Below are 24,267 nucleotides of genomic sequence, written 5' to 3'. Positions count from 1 at the left end.
AGCGTGGCCCGCGCACTCGCCATCAACGTCGCCGCCAACACGAACCTCCCGGGGGTTCGCGGCCCCGTATACCCGGACGGCAGTTTTGTCTACCTCCCGATTCCCGAACGCGAGCCGGTTGCTCCCGCGGCCGAGGTACCAACCTACGCCGACCTGCTGGCCGAACTCCCGACCCTGCCGTGTGCGTTGCCGGCCGACACCCCCACACAGGCCGTCCATCTCGACCCCGAGTTTGCGGGGTACCCCTGCTGTGAAAGCTATACCTACGGCGATGAACACGCGGTCAAGGCCGGCCCGATCAGCGAGTTGCAGCCGGGCGATTCGCTGTACTTCTATGCGACGCTGACGCGCCACGAGCCGCCCGCCGAGGTCGACACTGAACCTGCCGTTGAGTGGGTCGCCCCGGAGTGGGGGGCGTACCTGATCGGCGAGTTTCGGATCGACCGGGTTCTCGATAGCGACGCCTGTCAGTCGCTGTCGCCAGCCGACAGAGCGGCGTTCGCCAGCAACGCCCACTGCAAGCGTGCCGAGTTCGACGCGAAGGTGTTGGTTCGCGGCGGTGAGGGCTCCAAGCTGTTTCAGCGGGCGGTGCCGCTGAGCACGCCCGACGCCGGGGCAACGGCCAATCGGATCGTTACCGCGCTCTCAAACGACTCCGGAAAGGGCCCGTGGTGGCGACGCCGGCTATGGTTCGATGCCGAGTCGACCGCGACGCTGCGATCGATCGTGGCCACAGACAACGACAGTCGACCGATCGCCGACCGGTTCGACCGCTGAGACGAACAGCCGGCAGCCGAGAGTGTTACGGCATACCATGCCAATAACAGAGTATAAGTCACCGGCGGTAGCTTGTCCGTCCATGGATGCAATTGTTCTTGCCGGTGGCTATGCAACGCGAATGTGGCCGATCACGCGGAACCGACCGAAGATGCTGCTCCCGGTCGGCGACACCACGGTGATCGACAAAACGCTCGCCCAACTCGACGACAACGACGATGTCGAGGACGTCTACATCAGCACCAACGAGCGGTTCGCCGCGGACTTCGAGAACTACGTCAACGAGCAGGGCTACGACAAACCCGAACTCTCCGTCGAGGACACCAGCGACGAGGACGAGAAGTTCGGCGTCGTCGGCGCGCTCGCCCAACTGATCGACCGCGAAGGGCTGGACGACGACCTGCTGATCATCGCCGGCGACAACATGGTCGGCTTCGATATCGAGGACTTCGTCGGCTTCTTTGAGGACAAGGAGTCTCCGGTGCTGGCCGCCTACGACGTGGGCGACCGCGAACGCGCGAAATCCTACGGGCTGGTCGAACTCGACGGCGACGAGGTCGTCAACTTCCAGGAGAAGCCCGACGAACCGAACACGACGCTGGCGTCGATCGCGTGTTACGCCTTCCCGGCGGAGGTGCTGCCGAAGTTCGATACCTACCTCGCAAACGACGAGAACCCCGACGAGCCCGGCTGGTTCCTTCAGTGGCTCCAGGATCGGCAGTCGGTCTACGCCTTCACCTTCGAGGATGTCTGGTTCGACATCGGCGAGGCCGACGCCTACCTCGATGCCGTCGACTGGAAGCTCGGTGGCGAGCCGAAGATTGCTGAGGGCGCGACCGTCGAAAACAGCGATCTCAACGGCTCGACGCACGTCATGGACGGCGCGACCGTCAAGAACGCGACGCTGACGGACACGCTCGTCTTCCCCGATGCCCACGTCGAGGACGCCGAACTCACCGACACGGTCTTCGATGAGAAGGCGACCGTCGAGGGGATCGACCTCACCGAGAGCCTGATCGGCTCCTACAGCGTCGTCTCCGACGAGTAAGGCGGCTCCCGTTTTCTGATTTTTTCGAGGCGAGAAGAGAAACGTAGCGAGCAGAAAGAAGCGACAACCGCTGGCGGTGATCGTGATACGAGCCCGGCTTACAGGAAGCCGCCCTCGACGAGGCGGTCGACCGCTTCGCGGAGCCGATCTTCGCTGGCAGCGTAGGAGATTCGCGCGTAGCCGGGCGCGCCGAAGGCACTGCCCGGGACGGTGGCGACGTGGGCCTCCTGGATCGCCTCCTCGCACCACGTCTGATCGTCGTCATCGACGGGGAGCATCATGTAGAACGCGCCGTCGCCGACCGGGACATCGACGCCGTGCTCGGCGAAAAGGTCGGCCAGCATGTCGCGTCGCTCGCGGAAGGCCTCCCGCATCTCGACGACCGAATCGTCGGTGCGCTCCGAGAGTGCTTCGATCCCGGCGCGCTGGACGAAGTTGACCGCACAGGAGACAGAATGGGAGTGAAGTTTGCCGGCCTGATCGATGAGGTCTTGGGGCGCGTGGATGTAGCCGAGCCGCCACCCGGTCATCGAGAACGCCTTCGAGAAGCCGTTGAGCGTGATCGTCCGGTCTTCCATCCCATCGAGCGAGCCGAGTGAGGTCGGCTCGACACCGTAGGTGATCCGCTCGTAGATCTCATCGGAGATGACCGCAAAGTCGTGTTCGACTGCGAGGTCGCGGACGCCTTCGAGGGCTTCGTCGGAGTACACAGCTCCAGTCGGGTTCGACGGCGAGTTGACGACGAGGAGCTCGGTTTCGTCGGAGACAGCCGCAGCGAGGTCGTCGAGACCGGGTTCGAGTTGGAAGTCGTACGGTGAGAGGTCGACACGATTGAGCGAGCCGCCGGAGAGTTTCACCATCGCCTCGTAGGAGACCCAGGCCGGATCAAGCAAGACGACCTCGTCGCCGTCGTCGATCAGCGTGTTGATCCCCTCGTAGAGCCCCTGTTTCCCGCCGGGGGTGACGATGATCTCGTCGCCGTCGGCGTCGATCCCCTGTCCGGTGAGTTTCTCGGCGAGTGCCTCCCGGAGTTCGGGGATGCCGTTCGAAGAGGTGTAGCCCGTATGGCCGGCGTCCATCGCTTCCTTGCCGGCCTCGACGATATTTTCGGGGGTTGGGAAGTCAGGCTCGCCAACCGAGAGATCGACGACATCGATCCCCTCGGCTTCAAGTTCACTGGAGAGGTTGCTGATCGCCAGCGTCGCGCTCGGTTCGACCCGCTGGACGCGGTCTGCGAACTCCATGTTCATGGTAGTACCTTGACCATGTCCACGGCGGCGTTTACCGCTTCCGCTCCTTTCTCGGCGCGCTCACGGGCCTCCGCCCCGCTCATCCCGGGGCCGCTGACGCCGAAGGTCACCGGCGTATCCCGATCGAGGCTCACATCCGTGAGCCCCTGTGCAGCGGCATCGGCGATCACCTGATCGTGGTCGGTGTCGCCGGTGACGATCGCGCCGATGACGGCGACGGCGTCGATCTCGTCGCGGCGGGCGAGGCGATCGGCTGCCAGCGGCGCGTCGTAGGCCCCGGGTATCTCCAGTAGTTCGCTGATCTCGGCGTCGCACTCAGCGGCGGCATCCTCGGCGGCCGCCTGCATCTCGGTGGTGACCGCGCTGTTGAATCGAGCGACCACCAGTCCCAAACTGGTCATGGCGGAGGGTCGTGGGGTCGGCCAAAAGAACTACCGTTCGACGGCGACCGCGGGCCCTTTTGGGCACCGGGAAGTAGCTCATCCGTGTCGCTCGACGCAGGCCCTGACAGTCGCTACAGCTGGCTGGTCGCTACTGTCGGCGCGGTGGCGATGATCTTCACCTTCGGGACGCCGCTCTCGTATGGGATCTTTCGGGAGCCCTTCAGCAACGCCTTCGGGATCGCGCCGGTCGCGCTGTCGACGGTGTTTTCGGTCATGTTGTTTACGTTCTTTATCGGTTCAGGGATCGTCGGCGTGCTGTCGGTGCGGTGGCCCGCGCGGGCGGTGTTGCTTGCCGCGGCGGCCGCGACCGGGCTGACCGCCCCCGCGCTGTACGTCCTTGATTCGTATCTCGGCTTGCTCGTCGTCTTTGCCGTCCTCGGGTTGGCGCTCGGCACGCAGTTCGTCGTCGTCGCCTCGGTCGTCCCCCGGTGGTTTGAGCGGCGACGCGGCGCGGCGACCGGGCTGATCTTCGTCGGCAACGGGCTCGGGCTGTTCGTGTTGCCGCCGATCTGGCAGGTCGCCATCGCCGACTTCGGCGTTCGACAGGGGTTTCTGGCGATCATGTCGGTGACGACGCTCACCTTTCTGGCAGCCGGCCTGCTGTGTCGACGCCCGCCGTGGGTCGAGGAGGCGTCGACGACGATCGGCGACCTGCTCGGCTGGGTTGGCGGGCTGGCCCGAACCCGGCAGTTCCAGTATCTCTTTGTTGGCATCGGGTTGGCCTTCGCGTGGTACCAGCTGCTGGCGGCGTTCGCCGTCGATCTCTTTGCGTCCCGCGGGCTGACCGAGACCGCGGCGTCGACAGCGTTCGGGCTCATCGGCGGGGTGAGCATCATCTCCCGGATCGGCGGCGGCTACCTCGGCGACCGGCTGGGCTCGCGGCGGGCGTTTTTGCTCTCGCTTGGGTGTGCCACCGCCGGGCTTACGCTGCTGGCCGCGCCGTCGCCAGTGCTGTTGATCGGCAGCGTCGGCCTCATCGGCCTCGGGCTGGGCGGCTGTGCGACACTGTACATTCCGGTGTTGTTGACGGTCTACCCGCCAGAGAAGGATACCGCCGTCATCGGTGTGTTCAACGTCGCCGCCGGGGTCGGCTCGCTGGTGATGCCGCCGCTCGGCACCGCCAGCGTCGCCGCCACCGACGGCTACACCGTGGCGGTTCTCCTGACGGCGGTGTTGACGCTAATCGCCTTCGTGCTGATCGTCGCGGGGACGGAGCGACCACAGGCCGGGGAGCGGCTCAGATGATGTCGGGTGTCAACGGGTAGGTGTAGATCTCGCCGTTGCTGGCTTTGACCGTCCCGATGAGCACGAAGATGAGATCGATTATGCCGAGGATCGGGAGCAACAGAATGCCGATGAACGCAAACACCAAGATAGCCGCGATCACCGTAGCGATGAAGAGCACGATCTGGAAGTTCAGCTTCGCGTGGTTCTTAGCGAAGACAGTGAAACAGCGGTGTCTGTCCAGAAGTTGGTAGTTGGGGCGGTGCAACATACAGAGGTTGAATCTACAATATATTATTTATTTTACCATATTATAAAATTACAATAGAAAGATATAATTTCTGCTATACCATACAATAAATATATAACTTCTAATAATTATTAGAAAATGCGACCTCGGAAGGAGAATTGGCAGTAAGAATTGTTTCAGCCGTTGCCGACAGAAACTCCTTGCCGGTAGATTCACTTCCTCCGTTGTACGAGTCTATTGAGCCAGATGCACTTGAGGAACTGGTTGGTCACGCAGCGACAATACACGACACTGAATTGGTTGTACAGTTTTCCTACGCAGGATGCATAGTCACGATTCGCGGCTCAAAAGAGATTAGTGTTGAAAATGAGGCTCTCCACCGAATGCCATGACGGGGAAAGTTGAGTAACCGACTCGCGCGTTCAGCACGGTAACAAGTGTCAATATAAAACAGTGAAAACTGCTCCACCAAGTCATGCAAGAGCCAACATAGTAATAGATTGCAGACGTGTAAATATTCGGCATAACACAGAATTTAACTTGACAGGTTACACTGTCAAAATGTATGTCAAATACACAAACACAAGAATTGAATTCAACCGTATCAGCCGTACTATCATTCTTAATCCTTGGAGTGGGGCATATTGTTATCAATGGACAAACAGGCCGTGGGGCACTTTGGCTTCTTGGTGGCGGTGCAACTGTATTTATCTTAGCTTTCTTCATCATCCCTATCGTTGCCACATTGACCCTTGGAGTTGGCCTAGTTTTCTATCCACTTCTTCTTGTAGTTCCAGCTGGGGCAGCTTACGATGCATATAATCAAGCTGAAAAAATCAACGCTGGTAAAGTGACCGTCTAACACCACATCTGAAGTTTAACAGCGTGTCATAGGAAGGATCACATACGAGGTAGCAGGGTACCGAAGACAACGAAACAGCCATTTCTATCAATAAATTGTTACTTGGGTTTTATTATGCTCAGCATATATGCGTGATATATGAGCGATACAGATAATACTCCAGAGTCCGCTCCCAACGATGGGTCAGGGGATGCTGAAACGCCGGGAGCTGACGAGGCATATTGTGCAGATTGTGGTGAAGTAATTAAGAAAGAAGCTGAGATTTGTCCGGAATGCGGGGTACGACAGAAACCATCTGATACCCCGACTGACCAACAGCAACAACCAACACAGCAAGCGACAGTCGGTCACCGACAGCGTGAATTGGAAAAGATCGCAAATGAAAATAAGACGGCTGTAATGCTAATGTCGTTCTTCCTAACACCGGTTGGCTACTGGATGATCGGGAAGACAGGTCTAGCACTGATTAATTTCTTTACATTCAATTACTTCCTTCTTGGCCCGCTCATCGTCCCGTTCCACTGCCACAAAATCATGGAAGATGCGAAAGATGAACTCCGGCGGTCGGGTGTAGAAGGCTACTGAGTGATAATGCATGGGACGAAAAAAAGGCGCAGATGAGGTCTTTTGTCGATCTTGTGGTGAGGTAATCAAAAAGAAGGCAGAGGTATGTCCCGAATGCGGTGTTCGAAATCATAAACAGAAGAATTCTCCAACACCATCCTCAGCTCAGTCAACACAACAACAGCCACAGCAAACGGCAGTAGAGAAACCACATGACCCGAATAAGATCACAACCACTGTTTCAGAAAAATGGTATTACGGTGTTAGTGCTGCCATAGGGGTTGGGCTCCTCGGAATGGCCATTCCTGAAGAATTCGGAGGCGGTCTTTTTTTGATCGTTGCATGGGTATTGATGCCAGTATCAGTATATTACGACCTGCAATATATCCGAGCAACCACAAATTGGGATCCAGAGACGGCACTATGGGTTGGAATGACTGCCTTCCCAGTACTGAATATCTTCCCAGGGGCATTCTATCTATTCAGAAGGGTTAATGTGGAGAAAGTATCACAGCCCGATTCGACCAGCTACACCACATCGGGCGATAGGCACAGTCATGCGACTACACCTGGCTCCGAAGATGAAGCAATTGCCAAATTGCGAGAACAGTATGCAACAGGCAAATTATCTGATGAAGAATTTGAGCGCCGACTAGAGAAAGTCGTTGAAACCGAAGACCCAGAAGCTGACAAACAAAATATCAAAAAAGACTGAAGTTTCTCTGTATCTTGCACCAATTTACCTGCCAACTCTTGGACAGATACTGCTGTTTCACTATTTTCGGCAAGAGCCAGACAATATTTACGTTCTAATCACAAAGTAAACAACTGTCACATTTAGTTATTCCAACAGAGTTCTCGTGCCAACGTACTTTGATATTAAGCTCAGTCGCCGCCGACTGAGTCCTCTGCTGTCGGCGGCTCACGGTGCTCGCTGTCGTCAGGGCCGACAAAATCGGCGGCAGCCCCAAACTTCGATTTGAGCCACTCGTCAACCGAGTACGGGCCAGCCCCGGTGATCAAAAGCGCCGAGACCAGCCCGAACAGCGAGATGTGGGCGACGACCGGGTCGTCCGGCAGCCCGAACAGCGTCGTCACAAACAGCCCGAAGGCGACAAGCGAGAAGCCACGCGTGAACGCCCCAAGGAGGAACATCACGCCGACGAGGGCTTCGGTCAGCCCGGCACCGATCACCCAGAGTTCCGGCTCGACGGGGACGACAGCCGTCAGATTGTATTTTTCGACGACAGCCAGCGACGCACCAGGCCGCAGCAGCTTCTGGCTGATCCCAAGGTAGATGAACGCAACGCCGATCCCGCCCCGCAGCAGCGTCGGCACCAACGCGGTGTAGGGCTCGATCCGCTCGGCGAACGGCACCGCAACCCGGCGGTAGAAGGGATCGAAATCGGAGTAGACGGTGCGGTCGTCGTCGGCCATCCGGGCGATCAGCGCGTCAGCACTCGGTCGGCCGCCGCCGAGCAAGGCGATCGCAAGCAGGCCGGGGATATACTCGAAGGCCAACAGCAGCCCCGGCTCCGATGGCAACACAGCCAGATAGACCAACAGGGTGCCAACAGCGACGACCCGCGTCGCCAACCCGAACAGCAGGAGGAAGCCGACACTGATCCCGAACAGCCGGAGGGCGGTCGGATACGGTAGCTCAACCGCGGGGCTGAAGAAGTAGCCGCCGAACCCCGCCCCGATCATCGGCATCCCCATACTCAGCCGGAACAGCCACGGCAGCAGATCCTTGTAGTCGTCCATGATCGCCCGAAAGGCGGCGATGTCAGCCGGAAACGGCCGGACGTAGAGATAGACGGCCAGGCCAGCGACGATGACGAGAAAGCCACCGAGCAACACGGCGAGGATGAACGGCGTCGTCAGCGCGTCGGTCAGGAAGGCGACGACATCCTGTGGCTCGCCGCCGGGGGTGACGTACTCGATGTGGGCGGTCGCCGACCCAACGAGAACCTGGGCGGCGACAAGGAGGGCGGTCAAAGCTCCAACCACGCGACGCAAGCGGTAGTGCATACCCTGCATATGGGCGTGAACCTCCTAATACCACCGGTCGGTGGCGTGGGATGTGTAAACGTCCAATCGATGCGTATCGTCGGCTGGGTCGTTCCCGGCACCCAATGGGTCTCGCCGTCGGCGATCGATATCGTGGAACCCCCTCCGTTCCACAGCGTCACGACCCGTTCCGAGACCATCAAAAGAGCAACCCCTCATCGACTGCCGGGACGGTGGAATTAATACTCTCGTGGTGCATACCACGGGTAGTGAGTGTCAATATCGAACGGCGGCGTGACGGGCCGGGTGAGACAGATCACGTCGACCGCGCGTGGCAACTCAAAGAGCGCATCCACCGCCAGGAGGGCGTCCTCAAACAGCGGCGTGGCTTCTTTACCGATGCCTACCGGCGGGCGGCAACGCTGCTGTATTTCGAGGATGACACACTCGTCGCCTTCGGCTCGGTACGGCGTGACGGCTACATCCTGTTTTTGGCTGTCGCCCCCGAAGCCCGCGGACAGGGGTACGGCGAACGGTTGGTCGCCGAGATCGCCGAGGAGCACACGACGATCACCTGCCATGCCCGCACGAGCAACGAATCGGCGTTGGGGTTCTATCAACATCTCGGCTTCGAGATTGACCGCCGGATCGACGGCTACTACGAGGATAACGGCGACGCCTACTATCTCAAGCTTGGCGACAAAGACGGGATTCGCAAGCGACTCTCGGAGTTTTTGCGACGGTAAGGCGGCTGTCGACGCTCCGACACCGGAGATTTGGCGACCGCGCATGTGAGGAGGTCACGCGGGGGCGACGGAACGCACCATTTATACCCCGACGCGGACAACCGCCGGTACTACTATGCCAAGCTCCAACGGGCCTCTCAACACGACACGTGGCAAGCTCTCGAATTCACCCCGCGAAAGCGGCACCTCCCCGCCGCAGCGCGCGATCCAGGAGTTCGATGTCGGCCAGAGCGTCCACCTGACGCTCGATCCAAGCGTTCCCGAGGGCCGGTTCCACCCGCGATTTAACGGCCACACCGGTGAGGTTACCGGCACCCAGGGCAGTGCCTACACCGTGTCGATCACCGACGGCGGCAAAGAGAAGACGATCATCGCCCGCCCGGCCCACCTGCGCGCCCAAGAGGAATGAGCATATTCAAGGAGAAGCTCGACGAGGAGTATATCACCATCTCCGAGGCGAAATCACTCCTCAACGAGGTCGAAGACGAGCGCGCCGACGACGAGGAGCGGGATCTGCGGTATGAGCTCGCCCGCGCGATCGAACACGTCAACCGCCACGCGGTTTTGGAGGCCGAGGAGTCCCGCGAACTCGTCGATGATCTCCGTGAGCTCGATAAGGTCTCCGCGGAGATCGCCCACCGGATCGCCGATCTGCTCCCCGAGGATCGCACCGAGCTGCGGGCGATCTACGCCAACGAACGGTTTTCGCTCGACGGCGAGGAGCTCGACGACATCCTCGACGTTGTCGCCAAATACGTCTGAGTCGCTCACCGCAGGCACCGACCGCGCCGCGGAGGCGATTTTTTAAATAGCTCGTTTGCGTACGTGTCGCTATGTCCAACACCGAGGACGATGCTAGCGAGCCCGAGGCTTCGAGCCGCGAGGCCGTGATCGTCGATTACCTCCCCCACGGCCGGCCCGACGACACCCGCCCACAGTACCAGAAGGCGTCGCTGGCCTACGCCCTCGAAACCGAGCACTTCGAGCTGTTGGAGTTGACCCTCACCGAGGACGCCGACGTGAACATCGTCGACCGCATTCCCATCGACGACGGGGCTGAGGACTCGGTCATCGAGGAGGCCACAACCATCGAGTACGACGACCTCTCGAACTCCGCGGTCTCGGAGCTGGAATACGCCATCGAAGCGATCATCGACGCCGACGAACAGCGGTTCATCGATTTCTACAACGACGCCCAGCCGATCAGTCTCCGGCTCCACCAGCTGAATCTGCTCCCCGGCATCGGCAAAAAGCTCCGCAACAAGATCATCGATAAGCGAAAACGCCAGCCCTTCGAGAGCTTCGAAGATCTCGCCGACCGCGTCGGCGGGCTCCACAATCCCAAGGAGATCATCGCCGAGCGGATCCTCGAAGAGCTCCGCGACGAGGATCTGAAATACAAGATCTTCGTCCGCGACGACGAGACATAGCGATAGCGCGGCGATACCGACGCCGACAAGCCCCCAACATACGATCACTCCACAGCGACAGCAAAACGGGATGTTTAGGCCGGCGGCGGCGAACCCTGTGGCATGACTCGCTCCGAACCGCCCGCGGGGAGCCGCGATCCCGACGCGTTGATCCGGCGGGCCGGCGACCGCGGCAACCCGTATTTCGACCAGCATTTTCTCGTTGATGACCGCGTCGTCGACCGAATCCCTGACTACCTTCCCGAGACGGCCGACCGAAGCCACGTCCTCGAAATCGGCGGCGGGCCGGGCGTCCTCACCGACCGCCTGCTCGCGGCCGCCGACCGCGTGACCGTCATCGAGCGCGACCCAACCTTCGCCGCGCATCTCCGCGAGGAGTTCGCCGACGCCATCGACGCCGACCGCCTGACCGTGATCGAGGGGGACGCGCTCGACGTTGAGCTGCCCGATGCGACCGCCTGCGTGTCGAACCTGCCGTACGGCGCGTCCAGCGAGATCGCGTTTCGGTTGCTGCCGCTCGATATTCCGCTTGTTCTCATGTTCCAACAGGAGTTCGCCGAGCGCATGGTCGCCGCCGTTGGCGACGAGGACTACGGCCGGCTGTCGGTGAGCGCCCAACACTACGCCGACTGCGAGATCGTCGAATCCGTCCCGAACACCGCCTTCGACCCCCAGCCAGCCGTCCAAAGCGCGCTCGTTCGGTTGACGCCGCGTGAGCCGGAGTACAGCGTCGCCGACGAGGCATTCTTCCTCCGGTTCGTGAAGGCGATCTTTACCCAGCGGCGGAAAACGATCCGCAACGCGATCCGCAACACAGCGCATATCTCTGGGCTCGACGACGCCGACGCCGTGGTTGAGGCAGCCGACGAGGAACTGCTCGGGCGGCGAGCCGGCAACGTCGCGCCAGCCGAGTTCGCCGCGCTCGCACAGACAGCAGTCGACCACGGCTTCGATGCCTCCGACGATGGGTGACGGCGACAGCGACACCGATAGCGACGAGGCGAGCGACGACGCCGACCGCCCGTCGCTCGCCGAGCAGCGCGGCGTTGACGGCCACGTCTATCAGCCCGCCGAGGATTCCGCGCTGTTGGCGAAGGCAGCGATTGGTGACATGACTGACCCTGATCGCGTGCTGGAAGTCGGCACCGGTTCGGGGTGGGTCGCCGAACAGGTCGCCGGCGAGACCGACGCCCGCGTTGTCGGCAGCGACCTGAATCCCCACGCCTGCCGGCAGGCCCGCGAGCGCGGGATCGAAGCTGTTCGCGCCGATCTGGTCGCGCCGTTCGCCGCCGAGAGCTTTGATGCCGTGCTGTTCAATCCGCCATATCTCCCGACCGACCCGGACAACGAGTGGGGCGACTGGATGGAACACGCGCTGTCGGGCGGCACCGATGGCCGGCGGCTGATCGTGCCGTTTCTCGATGACGTAGGCCGCGTGTTGACGGAGGGCGGCGCGGTCTATCTGCTGGTCAGCAGTCTCACCGGCTATGAGATCGTCGTCGATCTCGCCGAGGACGCCGGTTTTGAAACTACAGAGATCACACAGGAATCCTACCCGTTCGAAGTGCTGTCGGTACTCCGGCTGAGACGGTGATCAGCCATAAAATTACTTTAGGACATATTCAGACTTAGTAAATATTAAGCAGCCGAATCACCAACGCTGAAGGGATGACTGAACGCGTTGCGACGACGACGGGGCTACTGCCCCTTCCTGACCCGGCTAAAGAGGAGCTCTCCGACCTCAAAGGCCACCAAAAGCACGACCTGATCTCCGGCAGCGAAGGCGAGGAGATCGCCAGTGCCTACGCCGAGTATCGCCGCGAAGTAATCGACGACCAGCAATCCGCTGGTCTCGACCGCATCACTGAGGGCCAACTCCGCTGGGATGACATGCTCGCCCATCCGCTGACGACCCACGAGAACGTCGACCCCAACGGGATCGTCCGCTACTACGACAACAACAACTTCTACCGTGACCCACAGGTTCGCGGCGAACTCGACTTCTCGGGGGATGTGGCCGCGGAACTGGAGGCAGCCAGCGAGACCATCGACGACCCCGCGGAGTCGCTGCAGGCTGTCCTCCCGGGCCCGTACTCGCTGTTCGATCTCGCCAGCGACGAACACTACGGCGACGACGCCGAGTTCTTCGGTGCGATTGCCGACTTCCTCGCCGGCGAGGTCGAGGCCTTCCCGGCCCACAAGACGCTCACGCTGCACGAGCCCTCTCTTGTCGAGAACCCGCCGAACGAAGACCTCGTCGAGCGGCTTGCTGGGGCTGTCGACACCGTCGCAAGCGAGACCGACGCCGACGTGGTCGTGCATACCTACTTCGGCGCGCTCGATGAGACGACCTACGCGCACCTGATGGACGCCGACGTGGAGGCACTCGGCTTCGATCTCGTCGCCGGCGACCGCGAGGAGACGCTGTCGAACATCACCGAGTTCGGCACGAAGGACGCCGCCGCCCTCGGGGTTGCCGACGGCCAGAACACCCTCGTCGAATCCGCCGACACGCTCGAAGAGCGCGTCGAGTGGTTCGAGGATCAGATTCCGGTCCAAGAGTTCGACCGCCTGTATCTGTCGACGAACACGGAGCCGTTCTACCTGCCGGTGAACAAACACCTCGCCAAGCTGGAGGCGATTGCCGCTGCGGCCGGTAATGTTGACCAGGAGGTGACAGCATGAGCCGCCCCGCCGACAACCGCGCGCAGTTCCGCCCCGAGGATCACCCCAACGACCATTTCCTGCTGACGACCGTCGTCGGCTCCTACCCCAAGCCAAAGTGGCTGAACCGGGCTGACGACCTCGTCGACGACCCCGATTCGAAGTTCAGCGAGGAGAACCTCCAGGAGGCCCACGACGACGCCGCTCGCGTCATCACCCACGAACACGAACGCTGCGGGCTCGACACCGTCGTCGACGGCGAAGTCAGGAGGAATGAGATGGTCGAGTACTTCGCCGAGCGGATCGACGGCTACGAGTTCAACGGCCCGGTCAAGGTCTGGGGCCACAACTACTTCGACAAACCCTCCGTCTCCGCGGCGGTCGCCTACGACGAACCGTGGCTCGTCGACGAGTTCGAGTTCACGAACAACGTCGCCAGCAAGCCGGTCAAGGTGCCGATTACGGGGCCCTATACGCTCGGCAACTGGGCGTTCAACGAGGCCTACGACACCGAGGAGGAACTCGTCTACGAGCTCGCCGACCTCGTCAACATCGAGATCGAACGCCTCGTCGACGCCGGCGCGCAGTACATCCAGATCGACGAGCCCGCCCTCGCCACGACGCCGGACGATCACGCCATCGTCGGCGAAGCCCTCGACCGGATCGTCAGCGGGATCGACGAGGACGTGCGCATCGGCCTGCACGTCTGTTACGGCGACTATTCTCGCATTTACCCCGAACTCAACGACTACCCGGTCGACGAGGTTGATCTCGAACTCTGCAACGGCGGCTACGAGCAGATCGACGTGTTCACCGAGCCGGAGTTCGTGCCGGATCTCGCACTCGGCGTCGTCGACGTGCACACCGCCGAGGTCGAACCCGTCGACGAGATCAAGGCAAACATCAAACAGGGCCTGAAGGTCGTGCCGCCGGAACGGCTCACGATCAGCCCCGACTGCGGCCTGAAACTCCTCCCGCGGGATGTCGCCTACGGCAAGATGGCAAACATGGTCGAGGCGACCCGACAGGTCGAAGCCGAACTCGACAGCGGCGAGATCGACCTCGAAGAGCCGGTGCCGACGGCTGACTGATCGGCTGGACAGCGGTTTTCTTGTTCTGTCGCGGTTTCGGTGATCGCTTTTGTCTGCTACAGCGAAATAGCGCGTTTCAGATAACTGGTGGGTCGGTCGGTGATGAATACAACACGCATATCCAGCACTCCGGATATACCCATATCACACGTCAGATAGTTGTTTCACCAGATTAGGAACAAGTCTTGGCGGCTCGCATTCCCTGTACAATGGAATCAGCGGGACATTGAAGATGACACGCTACCAATATCAAATGATGACCCGGACAAAGCGATTCGTCATCGCCGGTGGCGGCCGCATCGGGAAACAGACCGCCGAGAACCTCGCTGACCAGGGTCACGATGTCCTCTTAATCGAGTCCGACGAGAATCGCGTTGAGGCATTGTCTGACGCCTACATCGGGCCAGTCATTCATGGCGACGCCACTCGCCCGTCGATTCTCGAACAGGCCGACCTGGCAGACGCAGACGCTATCGCCGCACTCACCGACGAACCGGGCACGAACCTTGCAATCTGCATGGAAGCTCAGCAGTATGCCCCGTCAATTCGAACGATTGCAAGAGCGAGGACGGGAACCGAACAGGAGTATGATGAGGTAATTGACGCAACGCTCCTACCCGAGTATCTCGGTGGCGACCATGCTGCAGATATGCTCACCGGCGAGGATATCCGGACACTCGTCTATCCGACTGCCGAGCTTGATATCATAGAGGTCAGCGTGGCATCGTCGGCCCCCGTTGCAGGCCGGCGTCTTGATGAAATCGCCCTTCCAGACGGGAGTCTCCTGATTTCGACAGCGGATAGAAAAGAACTCGCAGATGCTGAGATGATCTTAGAGCCTGATGAGCGTTATATCCTCGCTGTCGAAACCGATGTTGTTGATGAAGTCTTGAATCTCATGCGCGGGTGAAATAGTTGATACAGAATCATCTAACTAAATGCCAAAATCAGTTCAATCGTCGGAGTAACCCTGGTTCGTAGCAGCGCGCCTCCGCCACCGAGAGTCACAAATCCACACGACATAGCGAATTGTGCTTTCTCATCCTCTGCTCCCATCATCATATGCTTCTCTGTATCGGTTCCTTGATTGTCTATCAGCTATCGAATAAAAGAAAGCTGTAAGTGCTGAATACATAGCGCGTATCTTCCAAGAGATGACGCAGGCCAATAGATCGGTATGGAATTCGTATATTAGATCACAGGTTGATCTCTAATCATGGATATTCCCCTCTCCGGATTCGAGTTTGAGTCTCAAACATTGTACTAAGAAATTTTGTCACAAGTGTGCCCCGAAGGGAAAATGTTCAAATGTGACGGTATACTCTGCAACTGAAACTCTGCTAAACCTCCGGAAACTTACTGCGAACCGTTCGTGTCGACTTCGTCGAACAAATCTGTGACCCGCTGTTCGATATCATCTCGGATCACACGAACTTGATCGAGTTCTTGACCATCAGGATCATCCAGTGCCCAGTCACGAACCTCAACATCGTCAGCATCCAGTTCGAGTGTTGAACAGCCCATCGTGGCGACGATATCACACGATTCGAGCTCATCAGTCGAGACTTCCCGTGGGACTCGATCCGAGAGATCGATATCGTGATCTTGCATAACCGTCACGACCGCTTCGTGGACGCTATCGGCAGGATGAGTACCACCGGTAATGATCTCAACACTGTCTTCGAGGCCACGACGCTCACGTTCGCGTTCAGCAAACGCTGTCGACATCTGGCTGCGACCGGCGTTCTGTACACAAACGAACCCGAGAGTGAGCATTGAGTCGTCTTCCATACCGTCTCTAATCGTTGCTACCGAATTAACAACTCCTATGTGTTGTATATATATCTCAATAGATACTGCGCGACAGGATGGATAGACCACGGTTCGACAGACTGCAGCTCAACAGATTACGGCTCAACGGATCGGGAGCCGTCAAGTGCGACTAACACGGCGGTTGCACGGTTCGTCGTGTTATATTTGCGCCACTTGCCATCTTTTCGACGTGTGAGAAGACCGGCCTCTGTGAGCTGGGATAGTGCATGACTAATTGCACTGTCACTCACCTCAAGCAGTGGGGAGAACTCACAGACACACAGCTCCTCGCCGGCTGTGTGTATGATTCGAAGGATTTTATACCGTGTTTCGTTAGCTATTGCTGACAGTAAGTCGACATCCGATTCGAGATCAGGCCCCCCGACGACCGCATCCAACTCCTCAAGTTCCTCAAGTCGCTCTTGAAGCGCGTCGTTCGTACAACTCCCTCGTTCGTCAGTGAGATACCGTTGGAGTCGGTCACTTGCTGACATACGGATAATTGACCAACAAATAAATTAACTCTTTTGCAGTTGCTATTTATTCGATAGTCACACAATCAATAGAACAATTTAGTAATTGCTAATATAAATCTGCATATATCATCCGTACGGTACAGCGAGAGATGACGCAATCGTCGTCGCAAATAAGAAACCTGAGGCAGATAGAGCAAGTGGCACACTCAGACTCACTTAGGGGGTACTGATGTCGTACGCGCGAGTCAACTACACGGACATCGAACCTATTTCTGGCGCGATGCACATTTTGAGCGATCCTCTTCGTAGCAAGGAGCTCGGCGTGACAATCGTCCACTGTGAACCGGACTGGCGGAACCGTCCGCACGATCACGCTGAATACGATCCGTATACCGTCTGAGTCACCCCGTCAGATCAGAAACGATGAGATCAAAAGCGTGTTCGTGCCTGTCAGTGTGCCTCTAGCTGTACCGCTACTGCTGAAATGATCGACGACGATAGTTTGTGGGCTCTAGACGGTTTCATTGGGTAATTTCGCGGTCGACCGTCGCTACCTCGGCCCGGTTGCCACTCGATTTAACGATCATCGAAACGTTTAGATGTATAGTTCACTTTTTCCTCAAATAAAAACGAGACAAGATGACTCAAAACGACGATTGAATTATCCAACCAGTTGAGATTCGTTTGACCACCACCCAAACAAACCCATGACCGAAATCCAACTCTACGAAGAAGCGATGTGTTGTTCCACAGGTGTCTGTGGACCTGACCCCGACGACGAACTCGTTGAACTGAGTGCCGCACTTGACCAACTCGAAGACGAATTCGAGGACGCCGAGATCTCGCGTGCCAATATGCAGCACAACATCGATCAGTTCCTTAACACCGAGGAAATCTACGATCTCGTTCAGGAGAACGGCCCTGAGATCCTCCCGATCACGACCGTCGACGGCGAGATCGTTGCCAAAGAGGAGTATCTCTCCTACGACGAACTGGCAGCCGAGCTGCGTGCCAACCAACCACAGGAGGCTTAATAAATGGCAACAACGCAACCGACAACTGACGCCAGAGAGATCGTTGAACCGAGCGGCGAGGATACCGAATTCGTCTTTTTCAGCGGGAAGGGCGGCGTTGGCAAGAGCACTGTCAGCTGTGCGACGGCGACGTGGCTCGCAGATAATGACTACAACACCCTACTGGTGACAACCGACCCCGCGCCGAACCTCTCAGACATCTTCGGCCAAGAGATTGGCCATGAGGTCACCACAATCGACGACATCGACAACCTCTCTGCCATCGAGATTGATCCCGATGAGGCCGCTGAGGAGTATCGCCAAGAGACCATTGAACCGATGCGCGAGTTACTCGATGACGAGCAGATCCAAGCCGTCGAAGAACAGCTCAACAGTCCGTGTGTCGAGGAGATCGCGGCTTTCGACAACTTCGTCGACTTCATGGATTCTCCAGAGTACGATGTGGTCGTCTTCGATACCGCGCCCACAGGCCACACCATCCGACTGATGGAACTCCCCTCCGACTGGAACGCCGAACTCGAAAAGGGTGGCTCAACCTGTATCGGTCCCGCCGCCTCAATGGAGGAGCGCAAGCAGGATTACGAGCGCGCTATCGACACGCTCCAGGACAGCGAGAAAACGTCGTTTGCCTTCGTTGGTAAGCCAGAGGACTCCTCAGTCGACGAAATCCACCGAAGTGCATCAGACCTCGGCGAACTCGGCATCGAGTCCCAGCTCCTGATCATCAACGGCTATCTGCCCGAGTCGGTCTGTGAAGACCCATTCTTCAATGGAAAACGTGAGGACGAACAGGCGGTCATCGAACGCGCCACCTCGGAGTTCGACGCCGACGCGATGGCAACCTATCCGCTCCAACCCGGCGAGATCGCCGGGCTCGATCTGCTGGCCGACGTAGGTGGTGTCCTCTACGATGGCGACGAGGCCACCGTCGACGTGGGATCAGCAACCAACGTCGACACTGACGAAGCGGTCGACTTCGACTCGCTGACCGATCCCGACGCAGTCGCCGAGAAACTCCAGCCGGTCGACGACGAGACGCGCTATCTGTTCTTCACCGGGAAAGGTGGCGTCGGCAAGAGTACGATCGCCGCAACGTCGGCGACCAAACTCGCCGAGGCGGGCTACGAGACGCTCGTCGTGACGACCGATCCCGCCGCCCATCTCGAAGACATCTTCGGCGAACCCGTCGGCCACGACCCGACATCGGTGAGCCAAGCAAACCTCGATGCGGCCCGCATCGACCAGGAGAAGGCCCTTGAAGAGTACCGCCAGCAGGTTCTCGATCACGTCACCGAGATGTACGAGGACAAGGAAGACACCGAGATCGACGTTGACGCTGCTATCGCCAATGTCGAGGAAGAATTGGAGTCGCCGTGTGCCGAGGAGATGGCCGCTCTCGAAAAATTCGTGGCCTACTTCGACGAAGATGGCTACGACATCGTCGTCTTCGATACCGCGCCGACCGGCCACACCTTGCGACTGCTCGAACTGCCGTCGGACTGGAAGGGCTTCATGGATCTCGGCTCGCTGACGAAGGGTGCCGCGCCCGCGAAGGGCGACCAGTACGACAACGTCATCGAGACGATGCAGAATCCTGACAAAAGCTCGTTCGCCTTCGTCATGTACCCCGAGTATACGCCGATGATGGAGGCCCATCGGGCGGCCGAAGACCTGAAGGATCAGGTTGGCATCGAGACCGCCTTCGTCGTCGCTAACTACCTCCTCCCCGAGGAGTACGGCGATAACGCCTTCTTCGCCAACCGGCGAGCCCAACAGCAGCAGTATCTCGGCGAAATAAAGGATCGCTTCGAGACGCCGATGATGTGCGCGCCGCTGCGAGGGGACGAGCCCATCGGCCTCGACGGGCTCAGCGCGTTCGGCGACGTGGTGACCGGACTGGCTGAACTCACCGACAACCAAACCGCAGGGGTGCCACAACAATGAGCGAAACCCAACCTGTCGAAGACGCGGTCGAAGGGAAGCTTCAGGCGTTTATTGACGCCATCGAGGACAGCGAAACCTACCAGAAGTTCATGGCTGCGAACGAACGGATGGAAAACGACGACGAGGCAATGGCACTGCTCGATGAGTACCGACAGAAACAGCAACAGTTGCAGACGAGCTTCGATCAGGATCTTATGGCCGAACTCCAAGAGATCCAAGAGGAGTTGGAGCAAAACGAGACGATCCAACAGCACAGGCAGGCACAGACAGCGTTGATCGAACTGCTCCAGCAGACCAACGACGTGATCAGCGAGCCGATCGGCATGGAGTTCGCCCAGTCGTCAGGGGGTGGGTGCTGTTGAGCACCACTGACGACGAGGTTCTGGCGGCCGCTGAGGAACTCGGTGAGGAACTTCGCACCGCCCAGCAGGAACAGAGCCAATTCGAGTTCAATTCGCTGCTGATGCGGTGTAATGACGCCATCGGCCGGGAGATCGGCATCGACTACGGCAGCGCCTGCGGTGCTGGCGACGACTGCTGTTAAGTAGTTACACTACACTCCGTTTTCCTCTCGACCCCTCTCAGCGACACCGATTATGACCCAGTGCTACCCACATCGAACTGACAGGGCCCGCCGCCAGCGACTCGTCGAGTTGACGTTCGGTCTCTTGGCGTTCGACACGCAGAACCTGCCGGACGAAACCGTCGAGCTACCGGCGTGGATCGAGGGGGTCATTTTTGAGTGGGGCGTCGACACCGAGCGGATCGACGCCTGTCTCGGGGCGAAGGCAGATACACTGATCCCGCTGCACCGTTCGTTGACCGGGTCGTCGAGGTCGGCGAGGAGGTCGGTGACCATCGCGTCTTCCGGCGGTATGCGACCGGTGGCGGCGACGTGAAGAAATTGCGGGCTGCCGGGATCCCCGCGGTTGAGGCGGCTATCGGCAGCGACACCGCCCGTCGGGTCGACGAGTACGTCCCACTCGACGCGCTCGAAGCGATCGCCGAGTGGTATTGTTTGCTCCCCCCAAATGCTCGATCTCGAGTAACGTACCCCGGTTTTAGTTTGTCTTGTTGACAGTGACCAGCGTGGTCGGAACAATGATCGCGATCGTCAGTATTGCCCCGCTGATAACTGCGAAGGGCGCAACCGCCTCGGTAGGGTACGCTAAGAGACCGATGGCCGCCCAGTCGACGACGCCCAAGATAACCGTATAGGCGATTGCCACAAGCAGTACCACGACGCTGAATGCACTGACGACGACACCTGCGAGCGGTGGCGATGAATTATCTGTATTCGAATCGGAATTCATAGATATGTTTAATAGTAGTATAGTGAGAAGTACACACGGTTAAACGAATCGAAGCATGGCAGATTCGGCCAGCAGATCGTGGATTGGGTAGAGAATAATGGGTAAAAGAGTTTCTTTATGGAGCCTTTCCGACTACTTCTACTTGCGTCTTCGGCCGGTTGGGTTTAGTCGTCGACCGTCATAAATATGTATAATATTCACAATACTACAATACGAACGGTTTATTTATACTCTTTTTTGTAATATCTCGATATGGAATGCTGCGGAACAGCTATCGACCACCTGCGGGGAGTGACCAATCGAGGGACTCCGCCGACACGTTGGCGGGGTGTTCCGCTGTCTCACGGGAGACTACGACGGCGAGATCGTCGATAACGGCACGACACCGCCAGCCGACCGCATCGAATCGATCCTTACCGAGCATATCAAGTGCTAACGCGGCGACTCGGGTCGAGCATCCGGGCTCGGTTCCTACCCGCCAGTCTCCGAGCCGCCGTCGTCCGTGCTGTCGACTCAGTCTGACGCTTCCTCGCCTTCCGTCTCGATTGTATCGTCGCCTCCGTCGTCGAAGCGCACATGGTCGACACGGCGTCGCTGTCGGTCGCCGTCAGCGTCGTCCTCGGTGTCGAGATACCGATAACAGACGTTTTCAGCCTCGTCTTTTGTCTCCCGGTGGGAACCGTCGCAAAAGGGGAACTCCGCCGAGAGTCCACACTGACAGACGGCGATATCGCCCTTTTCGGGGTCAAGATCCGATGCATCGAGGATTCGCGGTTCGGTTCCGTCGAGTTCGACGAGGCGGCTCATACCTGCGGTCGCCCGCGGACAGATTTAAACGTGGCTCAGTGCTCGAACCCCGCGATCCTCGTTACTCTCAGGAGTGCAATTGTGTGCCTTTTTCGAGGCCAGCTATGTTGGAGTCTACCCATTGGTTACGGTATTGAACTTGCTGGTTCCCCGTATCGCTGTCCAAGATCGAATCGATATATCTCAATACAATGAGAAAGATATCCGTGACAGACACGTTAGACAGACAGCAATGAGGGCGCAACAGTCGGCGTCTCTGGCGGTATAGACGGCATAGATACGTTTTATCACGAGTTTCCACAATAGGAGGCCAGCGGCAAATGTGAGACGATCAGTTTCTCCCCCAACCACGAATCGTATTTCTTCGGAACGTATTTATATCATACCGTGTTTTGTCGATACGTATGAGAGATATTGCAGCCGACACGACCGGTACAGAGCGATTAACAGCTACCGACACCAACACAGGAGAAACCCAATGAATATCACGGTCTATGGCCCGTCAGGCTGCAGTAACTGTACGGAACTCAAAGAGACAACGCAGGCGGTCGTCGACCGCAACGGCATCGACGCCAACGTAACGAAAGAGACTGATATGACCGAACTGGCCGCCAAGGGTGTCATGTCGACGCCGGGCTTCGAGATCGACGACGAAATGGTCTTCAGCGGCACAACGCCGTCAGAAACTGAACTCGAAGAGATCATTACGGAGCGACTGTAGCTCGGGATGGTCTTCGAACAGTTCGCAACGTGGGTTGTCGACACCATCGGGCTCACCGGGGCTCCCAGAGCGAGTGCTCACTTCTTCGTGTACGATACGCTGAAGATCCTCGCCATTCTGACGGCCGTGATCTTCGGGGTTACCTACCTGCGCACCTACTTCCCGCCGGAAAAGATCCGGGACTATCTCGACGGGAAGACAGCCTTCACCGGATACGTGCTGGCCGCGCTCATGGGGATCGTCTCACCGTTTTGCTCGTGTTCGACGATCCCGATCTTTCTGGGGATGGTTGGGGCGGGCATCCCCTTCGGCATCACGATCACGTTTCTGGCGGTGTCGCCGATGATCAACGAGGCTGCCCTCGTCGTGTTGCCGGGGGTTGTCGGCTTCAAATTAACCGCGCTGTATGCGGTCAGCGGCATCACCATCGGGATGACAAGCGGTTACACGCTCAACAAACTCGGCTTCGACCGCTACGTCGACGAGTTTGAGTTTGGCGATTCGGGTGTCGAGATCGACGAGCCAACCAGACGCGAGCGGCTCGAAGAGGCCTACGTCGAGGCCAAAGAAATCATCGTCGAGATCATCCCGTATGTCATCGTCGGTGTCGGGGTCGGCGCGCTCATCCACGGCTACCTTCCCGAACGGCTGGTCGAGACCTACCTCTCGGGACAGTGGGGCGTCTTCGGTGCGGTCGCCGTCGGTGTGCCGATGTACACCGATATTCTCGGTGTCATTCCAGTTGTCGAGTCACTGCTCGGTAAGGGGCTCCCGGTTGGCACCGGCCTCGCGTTTATGATGTCGGTGGCCGCGCTCTCGCTACCGCAGTTCATGATCCTCAAGAAAGTGATGCAGAAGGAGTTGATCGCAGCTTATGCCGGGACACTTGGATCGGGAATCCTCCTGATTGGGCTGCTATTCAACTTCGTCCTCTGAGGTCGGCGTTGACGACTACTGGTCGGCGGAGCCGAACTCTTTTGCGCCGACCCAAACAATATCGATTCGAGTGTCGACATACTCGTCGACAGTCTCTGACCATGACCGATACAGTCCCGGAATCTGCACGACAGACTCTCGAACGCCTCTATGAGAATCCTGAAGCACGGATCACGTCGTTGTTTGAACTCGAAGGCGACGACCAACAGATAGACGCCCAACTAGCCGTGTTCAAAGCGTTGGCCAACGAGTCCCGGATTCGGATCCTCAATGCGTTGCGTGATGGCGAGCTGTGTGCCTGTGAACTACAGGTCGTCCTTGACGCGCCACAGTCGACCGTTGCTAGTCACCTTCGAGAGCTTACCGACGCTGATATCATCAAAAAACGTCGACAGGGTAAATGGACGTATTATCGGATCGGCGATACGGCTGCCCTCCAACTCCTCGATATCGCCGCGGCACTCGACAGCTGAGCACGTCGCAGCAGTCGCGCCATCGAAAAACAGAATCATGTCATTTCCGCCGTGGCGTATTCCGAAAACCACGGAAAGGAAGATTTCAAAACTATCCTATAACTCACAAAGATTTGCGCTACAAGCCCGTTTATAAACATCGAGGGGCAGTAGGCAGGGACACCGACCAGGTGGTTCATCCGGACTACTAAAAAATCGACGCGTACCGACTGCTGAGTAGAACCGTTACACTCAGTAGCAACTAATGTTATCCGTCAGCGATATGCTGTCTTTCACTTCGCTAGATTGCCATTTCAACTGTGGATGACGGACGATTATCGCTAGTTGTCCGTTCTCCTGATAACGGTAGCAGCAAGATCGCAGTCTGACATGGTGAGGATGCCGATACGAGA

32 protein-coding genes are annotated in these 24,267 nt (G+C 58.5%); 24 read left to right on the top strand and 8 right to left on the bottom strand.

Annotation, left to right across the window (positions count from 1 at the left end):
- Nucleotides 1-3 precede the first annotated feature (3 nt).
- Together HKK80_RS09920 and HKK80_RS09915 are read left to right on the top strand one after the other, a co-directional pair.
- A complete protein-coding gene (locus HKK80_RS09920; RefSeq protein ID WP_411799439.1) occupies nucleotides 4-777 on the top strand; it encodes a hypothetical protein in 774 nt (257 codons plus the stop codon).
- Between the two features lie 82 nt (nucleotides 778-859).
- A complete protein-coding gene (locus HKK80_RS09915; protein WP_411799438.1) occupies nucleotides 860-1,825 on the top strand; it encodes an NDP-sugar synthase in 966 nt (321 codons plus the stop codon).
- Nucleotides 1,826-1,923: 98 nt separating this feature from the next.
- On the opposite strand, the gene HKK80_RS09910 is transcribed toward HKK80_RS09915, so the two are convergent.
- Together HKK80_RS09910 and ribH are read right to left on the bottom strand one after the other, a co-directional pair.
- Complete coding sequence (locus HKK80_RS09910; protein ID WP_411799437.1) at nucleotides 1,924-3,075, bottom strand: pyridoxal phosphate-dependent aminotransferase; 1,152 nt, start codon at nucleotides 3,073-3,075, stop codon at nucleotides 1,924-1,926.
- Nucleotides 3,072-3,476, bottom strand: coding sequence for a 6,7-dimethyl-8-ribityllumazine synthase (gene ribH / locus HKK80_RS09905; protein WP_411799436.1), 405 nt, complete (start codon nucleotides 3,474-3,476; stop codon nucleotides 3,072-3,074). Before ribH ends, HKK80_RS09910 begins: the two co-directional genes overlap by 4 nt.
- A 150-nt stretch (nucleotides 3,477-3,626) precedes the next feature.
- Between ribH and HKK80_RS09900 the strand changes: the two genes are divergently transcribed.
- Nucleotides 3,627-4,763, top strand: a complete 1,137-nt coding sequence (locus HKK80_RS09900) for an MFS transporter (protein WP_411799534.1) — start codon at nucleotides 3,627-3,629, stop codon at nucleotides 4,761-4,763.
- Here HKK80_RS09900 and HKK80_RS09895 read toward each other — a convergent pair.
- On the bottom strand, nucleotides 4,756-5,013 hold the full coding sequence (locus HKK80_RS09895) for a DUF4870 domain-containing protein (RefSeq protein WP_411799435.1): 258 nt from the start codon (nucleotides 5,011-5,013) through the stop codon (nucleotides 4,756-4,758). The genes HKK80_RS09900 and HKK80_RS09895 overlap by 8 nt on opposite strands.
- A gap of 137 nt (nucleotides 5,014-5,150) precedes the next feature.
- Here HKK80_RS09895 and HKK80_RS09890 point away from each other — a divergent pair, with 137 nt between their 5' ends.
- The 4 genes from HKK80_RS09890 to HKK80_RS09875 all read left to right on the top strand — a co-directional run bounded on the left by HKK80_RS09890 (nucleotide 5,151) and on the right by HKK80_RS09875 (nucleotide 7,133).
- Nucleotides 5,151-5,384: a HalOD1 output domain-containing protein gene (locus HKK80_RS09890; protein WP_411799434.1), complete on the top strand. Its 234-nt coding sequence runs from the start codon at nucleotides 5,151-5,153 to the stop codon at nucleotides 5,382-5,384.
- A 173-nt stretch (nucleotides 5,385-5,557) separates the two neighbouring features.
- Nucleotides 5,558-5,854, top strand: a complete 297-nt coding sequence (locus tag HKK80_RS09885; RefSeq protein ID WP_411799433.1) for a hypothetical protein — start codon at nucleotides 5,558-5,560, stop codon at nucleotides 5,852-5,854.
- A gap of 138 nt (nucleotides 5,855-5,992) precedes the next feature.
- Nucleotides 5,993-6,439, top strand: coding sequence for a hypothetical protein (locus HKK80_RS09880; RefSeq protein WP_411799432.1), 447 nt, complete (start codon nucleotides 5,993-5,995; stop codon nucleotides 6,437-6,439).
- A 10-nt stretch (nucleotides 6,440-6,449) separates the two neighbouring features.
- Nucleotides 6,450-7,133 (top strand): hypothetical protein, encoded by a 684-nt coding sequence (locus HKK80_RS09875; RefSeq protein ID WP_411799431.1) that lies wholly within the window; start codon nucleotides 6,450-6,452, stop codon nucleotides 7,131-7,133.
- 170 nt (nucleotides 7,134-7,303) lie between these two features.
- On the opposite strand, the gene HKK80_RS09870 is transcribed toward HKK80_RS09875, so the two are convergent.
- Nucleotides 7,304-8,458 carry a DoxX family protein gene (locus HKK80_RS09870; RefSeq protein ID WP_411799430.1) on the bottom strand — a complete coding sequence of 385 codons (1,155 nt, stop codon included), beginning with the start codon at nucleotides 8,456-8,458 and terminating at the stop codon, nucleotides 7,304-7,306.
- 239 nt (nucleotides 8,459-8,697) lie between these two features.
- Between HKK80_RS09870 and HKK80_RS09865 the strand changes: the two genes are divergently transcribed.
- The 9 genes from HKK80_RS09865 (at nucleotide 8,698) to HKK80_RS09825 (ending at nucleotide 15,269) form a co-directional block, all read left to right on the top strand.
- A complete protein-coding gene (locus HKK80_RS09865) occupies nucleotides 8,698-9,174 on the top strand; it encodes a GNAT family N-acetyltransferase (protein WP_411799429.1) in 477 nt (158 codons plus the stop codon).
- A 115-nt stretch (nucleotides 9,175-9,289) separates the two neighbouring features.
- Nucleotides 9,290-9,583 (top strand): 50S ribosomal protein L21e, encoded by a 294-nt coding sequence (locus HKK80_RS09860; RefSeq protein WP_411799428.1) that lies wholly within the window; start codon nucleotides 9,290-9,292, stop codon nucleotides 9,581-9,583.
- Entirely contained in the window at nucleotides 9,580-9,936 is a 357-nt protein-coding gene (locus HKK80_RS09855) for an RNA polymerase Rpb4 family protein (RefSeq protein ID WP_411799427.1), read from the top strand. The genes HKK80_RS09860 and HKK80_RS09855 overlap by 4 nt, the downstream gene beginning before the upstream one ends.
- A 71-nt stretch (nucleotides 9,937-10,007) precedes the next feature.
- Nucleotides 10,008-10,604, top strand: a complete 597-nt coding sequence (locus HKK80_RS09850; RefSeq protein ID WP_411799426.1) for a DUF655 domain-containing protein — start codon at nucleotides 10,008-10,010, stop codon at nucleotides 10,602-10,604.
- Between the two features lie 102 nt (nucleotides 10,605-10,706).
- Nucleotides 10,707-11,576: a 16S ribosomal RNA methyltransferase A gene (locus HKK80_RS09845; RefSeq protein ID WP_411799425.1), complete on the top strand. Its 870-nt coding sequence runs from the start codon at nucleotides 10,707-10,709 to the stop codon at nucleotides 11,574-11,576.
- Entirely contained in the window at nucleotides 11,557-12,198 is a 642-nt protein-coding gene (locus tag HKK80_RS09840) for a HemK2/MTQ2 family protein methyltransferase (protein ID WP_411799424.1), read from the top strand. The genes HKK80_RS09845 and HKK80_RS09840 overlap by 20 nt, the downstream gene beginning before the upstream one ends.
- Before the next feature lie 74 nt (nucleotides 12,199-12,272).
- Nucleotides 12,273-13,289, top strand: a complete 1,017-nt coding sequence (locus HKK80_RS09835) for a 5-methyltetrahydropteroyltriglutamate--homocysteine methyltransferase (RefSeq protein ID WP_411799423.1) — start codon at nucleotides 12,273-12,275, stop codon at nucleotides 13,287-13,289.
- On the top strand, nucleotides 13,286-14,359 hold the full coding sequence (locus HKK80_RS09830) for a methionine synthase (RefSeq protein WP_411799422.1): 1,074 nt from the start codon (nucleotides 13,286-13,288) through the stop codon (nucleotides 14,357-14,359). Before HKK80_RS09835 ends, HKK80_RS09830 begins: the two co-directional genes overlap by 4 nt.
- A 256-nt stretch (nucleotides 14,360-14,615) precedes the next feature.
- Nucleotides 14,616-15,269, top strand: coding sequence for a potassium channel family protein (locus HKK80_RS09825; protein ID WP_411799421.1), 654 nt, complete (start codon nucleotides 14,616-14,618; stop codon nucleotides 15,267-15,269).
- A gap of 446 nt (nucleotides 15,270-15,715) precedes the next feature.
- On the opposite strand, the gene HKK80_RS09820 is transcribed toward HKK80_RS09825, so the two are convergent.
- Entirely contained in the window at nucleotides 15,716-16,150 is a 435-nt protein-coding gene (locus HKK80_RS09820; RefSeq protein ID WP_411799420.1) for a low molecular weight phosphatase family protein, read from the bottom strand.
- Nucleotides 16,151-16,266: 116 nt separating this feature from the next.
- The gene (locus HKK80_RS09815; RefSeq protein ID WP_411799419.1) at nucleotides 16,267-16,665 is read right to left on the bottom strand and encodes an ArsR/SmtB family transcription factor; all 399 of its coding nucleotides are present in this window, start codon (nucleotides 16,663-16,665) and stop codon (nucleotides 16,267-16,269) included.
- A gap of 689 nt (nucleotides 16,666-17,354) precedes the next feature.
- Between HKK80_RS09815 and arsD the strand changes: the two genes are divergently transcribed.
- The 5 genes from arsD to HKK80_RS09790 are packed head-to-tail and all read left to right on the top strand — an operon-like array spanning nucleotide 17,355 to nucleotide 20,524.
- Nucleotides 17,355-17,681, top strand: a complete 327-nt coding sequence (gene arsD / locus HKK80_RS09810; protein WP_411799418.1) for an arsenite efflux transporter metallochaperone ArsD — start codon at nucleotides 17,355-17,357, stop codon at nucleotides 17,679-17,681.
- Between the two features lie 3 nt (nucleotides 17,682-17,684).
- Complete coding sequence (gene arsA / locus HKK80_RS09805) at nucleotides 17,685-19,625, top strand: arsenical pump-driving ATPase (RefSeq protein ID WP_411799417.1); 1,941 nt, start codon at nucleotides 17,685-17,687, stop codon at nucleotides 19,623-19,625.
- A complete protein-coding gene (hcsL, locus tag HKK80_RS09800; protein ID WP_411799416.1) occupies nucleotides 19,622-19,987 on the top strand; it encodes a halo-CC-star protein HcsL in 366 nt (121 codons plus the stop codon). The genes arsA and hcsL overlap by 4 nt, the downstream gene beginning before the upstream one ends.
- Nucleotides 19,978-20,169 (top strand): halo-CC-star protein HcsS, encoded by a 192-nt coding sequence (hcsS, locus tag HKK80_RS09795; RefSeq protein WP_411799415.1) that lies wholly within the window; start codon nucleotides 19,978-19,980, stop codon nucleotides 20,167-20,169. Before hcsL ends, hcsS begins: the two co-directional genes overlap by 10 nt.
- A 52-nt stretch (nucleotides 20,170-20,221) precedes the next feature.
- On the top strand, nucleotides 20,222-20,524 hold the full coding sequence (locus HKK80_RS09790; protein WP_411799414.1) for a hypothetical protein: 303 nt from the start codon (nucleotides 20,222-20,224) through the stop codon (nucleotides 20,522-20,524).
- A gap of 162 nt (nucleotides 20,525-20,686) precedes the next feature.
- Here the strand turns inward: HKK80_RS09790 and HKK80_RS09785 are convergent, their stop codons facing one another.
- A complete protein-coding gene (locus HKK80_RS09785; protein WP_411799413.1) occupies nucleotides 20,687-20,938 on the bottom strand; it encodes a hypothetical protein in 252 nt (83 codons plus the stop codon).
- A 513-nt stretch (nucleotides 20,939-21,451) separates the two neighbouring features.
- Nucleotides 21,452-21,745: a CDGSH iron-sulfur domain-containing protein gene (locus HKK80_RS09780; protein WP_411799412.1), complete on the bottom strand. Its 294-nt coding sequence runs from the start codon at nucleotides 21,743-21,745 to the stop codon at nucleotides 21,452-21,454.
- A gap of 478 nt (nucleotides 21,746-22,223) precedes the next feature.
- On the opposite strand from HKK80_RS09780, the gene HKK80_RS09775 reads away from it, so the two are divergent.
- The 3 genes from HKK80_RS09775 to HKK80_RS09765 all read left to right on the top strand — a co-directional run bounded on the left by HKK80_RS09775 (nucleotide 22,224) and on the right by HKK80_RS09765 (nucleotide 23,875).
- A complete protein-coding gene (locus HKK80_RS09775) occupies nucleotides 22,224-22,466 on the top strand; it encodes a thioredoxin family protein (protein ID WP_411799411.1) in 243 nt (80 codons plus the stop codon).
- 6 nt (nucleotides 22,467-22,472) lie between these two features.
- Nucleotides 22,473-23,402 (top strand): permease, encoded by a 930-nt coding sequence (locus HKK80_RS09770; protein WP_411799410.1) that lies wholly within the window; start codon nucleotides 22,473-22,475, stop codon nucleotides 23,400-23,402.
- A gap of 101 nt (nucleotides 23,403-23,503) precedes the next feature.
- Nucleotides 23,504-23,875: an ArsR/SmtB family transcription factor gene (locus HKK80_RS09765; RefSeq protein WP_411799409.1), complete on the top strand. Its 372-nt coding sequence runs from the start codon at nucleotides 23,504-23,506 to the stop codon at nucleotides 23,873-23,875.
- Nucleotides 23,876-24,267 lie beyond the last annotated feature (392 nt).

It is taken from the genome of Halonotius sp. F2-221B (genome assembly GCF_046719765.1).
In the GTDB taxonomy this organism is placed as follows: domain Archaea; phylum Halobacteriota; class Halobacteria; order Halobacteriales; family Haloferacaceae; genus Halonotius.
This window is presented reverse-complemented; position numbering and strand designations above follow the sequence as displayed.

Coding starts and splice junctions, on each gene's coding strand:
- HKK80_RS09825 (WP_411799421.1), top strand. CDS start 14,616: ATGACCCGGACAAAGCGATTCGTCATCGCCGGTGGCGGCCGCATCGGG.
- HKK80_RS09785 (WP_411799413.1), bottom strand. CDS start 20,938: ATGAATTCCGATTCGAATACAGATAATTCATCGCCACCGCTCGCAGGT.
- HKK80_RS09915 (WP_411799438.1), top strand. CDS start 860: ATGGATGCAATTGTTCTTGCCGGTGGCTATGCAACGCGAATGTGGCCG.
- HKK80_RS09885 (WP_411799433.1), top strand. CDS start 5,558: ATGTCAAATACACAAACACAAGAATTGAATTCAACCGTATCAGCCGTA.
- HKK80_RS09870 (WP_411799430.1), bottom strand. CDS start 8,458: ATGCAGGGTATGCACTACCGCTTGCGTCGCGTGGTTGGAGCTTTGACC.
- HKK80_RS09860 (WP_411799428.1), top strand. CDS start 9,290: ATGCCAAGCTCCAACGGGCCTCTCAACACGACACGTGGCAAGCTCTCG.
- HKK80_RS09855 (WP_411799427.1), top strand. CDS start 9,580: ATGAGCATATTCAAGGAGAAGCTCGACGAGGAGTATATCACCATCTCC.
- HKK80_RS09895 (WP_411799435.1), bottom strand. CDS start 5,013: ATGTTGCACCGCCCCAACTACCAACTTCTGGACAGACACCGCTGTTTC.
- arsA (WP_411799417.1), top strand. CDS start 17,685: ATGGCAACAACGCAACCGACAACTGACGCCAGAGAGATCGTTGAACCG.
- ribH (WP_411799436.1), bottom strand. CDS start 3,476: ATGACCAGTTTGGGACTGGTGGTCGCTCGATTCAACAGCGCGGTCACC.
- HKK80_RS09780 (WP_411799412.1), bottom strand. CDS start 21,745: ATGAGCCGCCTCGTCGAACTCGACGGAACCGAACCGCGAATCCTCGAT.
- HKK80_RS09875 (WP_411799431.1), top strand. CDS start 6,450: ATGGGACGAAAAAAAGGCGCAGATGAGGTCTTTTGTCGATCTTGTGGT.
- HKK80_RS09850 (WP_411799426.1), top strand. CDS start 10,008: ATGTCCAACACCGAGGACGATGCTAGCGAGCCCGAGGCTTCGAGCCGC.
- HKK80_RS09910 (WP_411799437.1), bottom strand. CDS start 3,075: ATGAACATGGAGTTCGCAGACCGCGTCCAGCGGGTCGAACCGAGCGCG.
- HKK80_RS09880 (WP_411799432.1), top strand. CDS start 5,993: ATGAGCGATACAGATAATACTCCAGAGTCCGCTCCCAACGATGGGTCA.
- HKK80_RS09840 (WP_411799424.1), top strand. CDS start 11,557: ATGCCTCCGACGATGGGTGACGGCGACAGCGACACCGATAGCGACGAG.
- HKK80_RS09765 (WP_411799409.1), top strand. CDS start 23,504: ATGACCGATACAGTCCCGGAATCTGCACGACAGACTCTCGAACGCCTC.
- HKK80_RS09835 (WP_411799423.1), top strand. CDS start 12,273: ATGACTGAACGCGTTGCGACGACGACGGGGCTACTGCCCCTTCCTGAC.
- HKK80_RS09775 (WP_411799411.1), top strand. CDS start 22,224: ATGAATATCACGGTCTATGGCCCGTCAGGCTGCAGTAACTGTACGGAA.
- HKK80_RS09845 (WP_411799425.1), top strand. CDS start 10,707: ATGACTCGCTCCGAACCGCCCGCGGGGAGCCGCGATCCCGACGCGTTG.
- HKK80_RS09815 (WP_411799419.1), bottom strand. CDS start 16,665: ATGTCAGCAAGTGACCGACTCCAACGGTATCTCACTGACGAACGAGGG.
- HKK80_RS09820 (WP_411799420.1), bottom strand. CDS start 16,150: ATGGAAGACGACTCAATGCTCACTCTCGGGTTCGTTTGTGTACAGAAC.
- HKK80_RS09790 (WP_411799414.1), top strand. CDS start 20,222: ATGACCCAGTGCTACCCACATCGAACTGACAGGGCCCGCCGCCAGCGA.
- arsD (WP_411799418.1), top strand. CDS start 17,355: ATGACCGAAATCCAACTCTACGAAGAAGCGATGTGTTGTTCCACAGGT.
- HKK80_RS09900 (WP_411799534.1), top strand. CDS start 3,627: ATGATCTTCACCTTCGGGACGCCGCTCTCGTATGGGATCTTTCGGGAG.
- HKK80_RS09770 (WP_411799410.1), top strand. CDS start 22,473: ATGGTCTTCGAACAGTTCGCAACGTGGGTTGTCGACACCATCGGGCTC.
- HKK80_RS09830 (WP_411799422.1), top strand. CDS start 13,286: ATGAGCCGCCCCGCCGACAACCGCGCGCAGTTCCGCCCCGAGGATCAC.
- hcsL (WP_411799416.1), top strand. CDS start 19,622: ATGAGCGAAACCCAACCTGTCGAAGACGCGGTCGAAGGGAAGCTTCAG.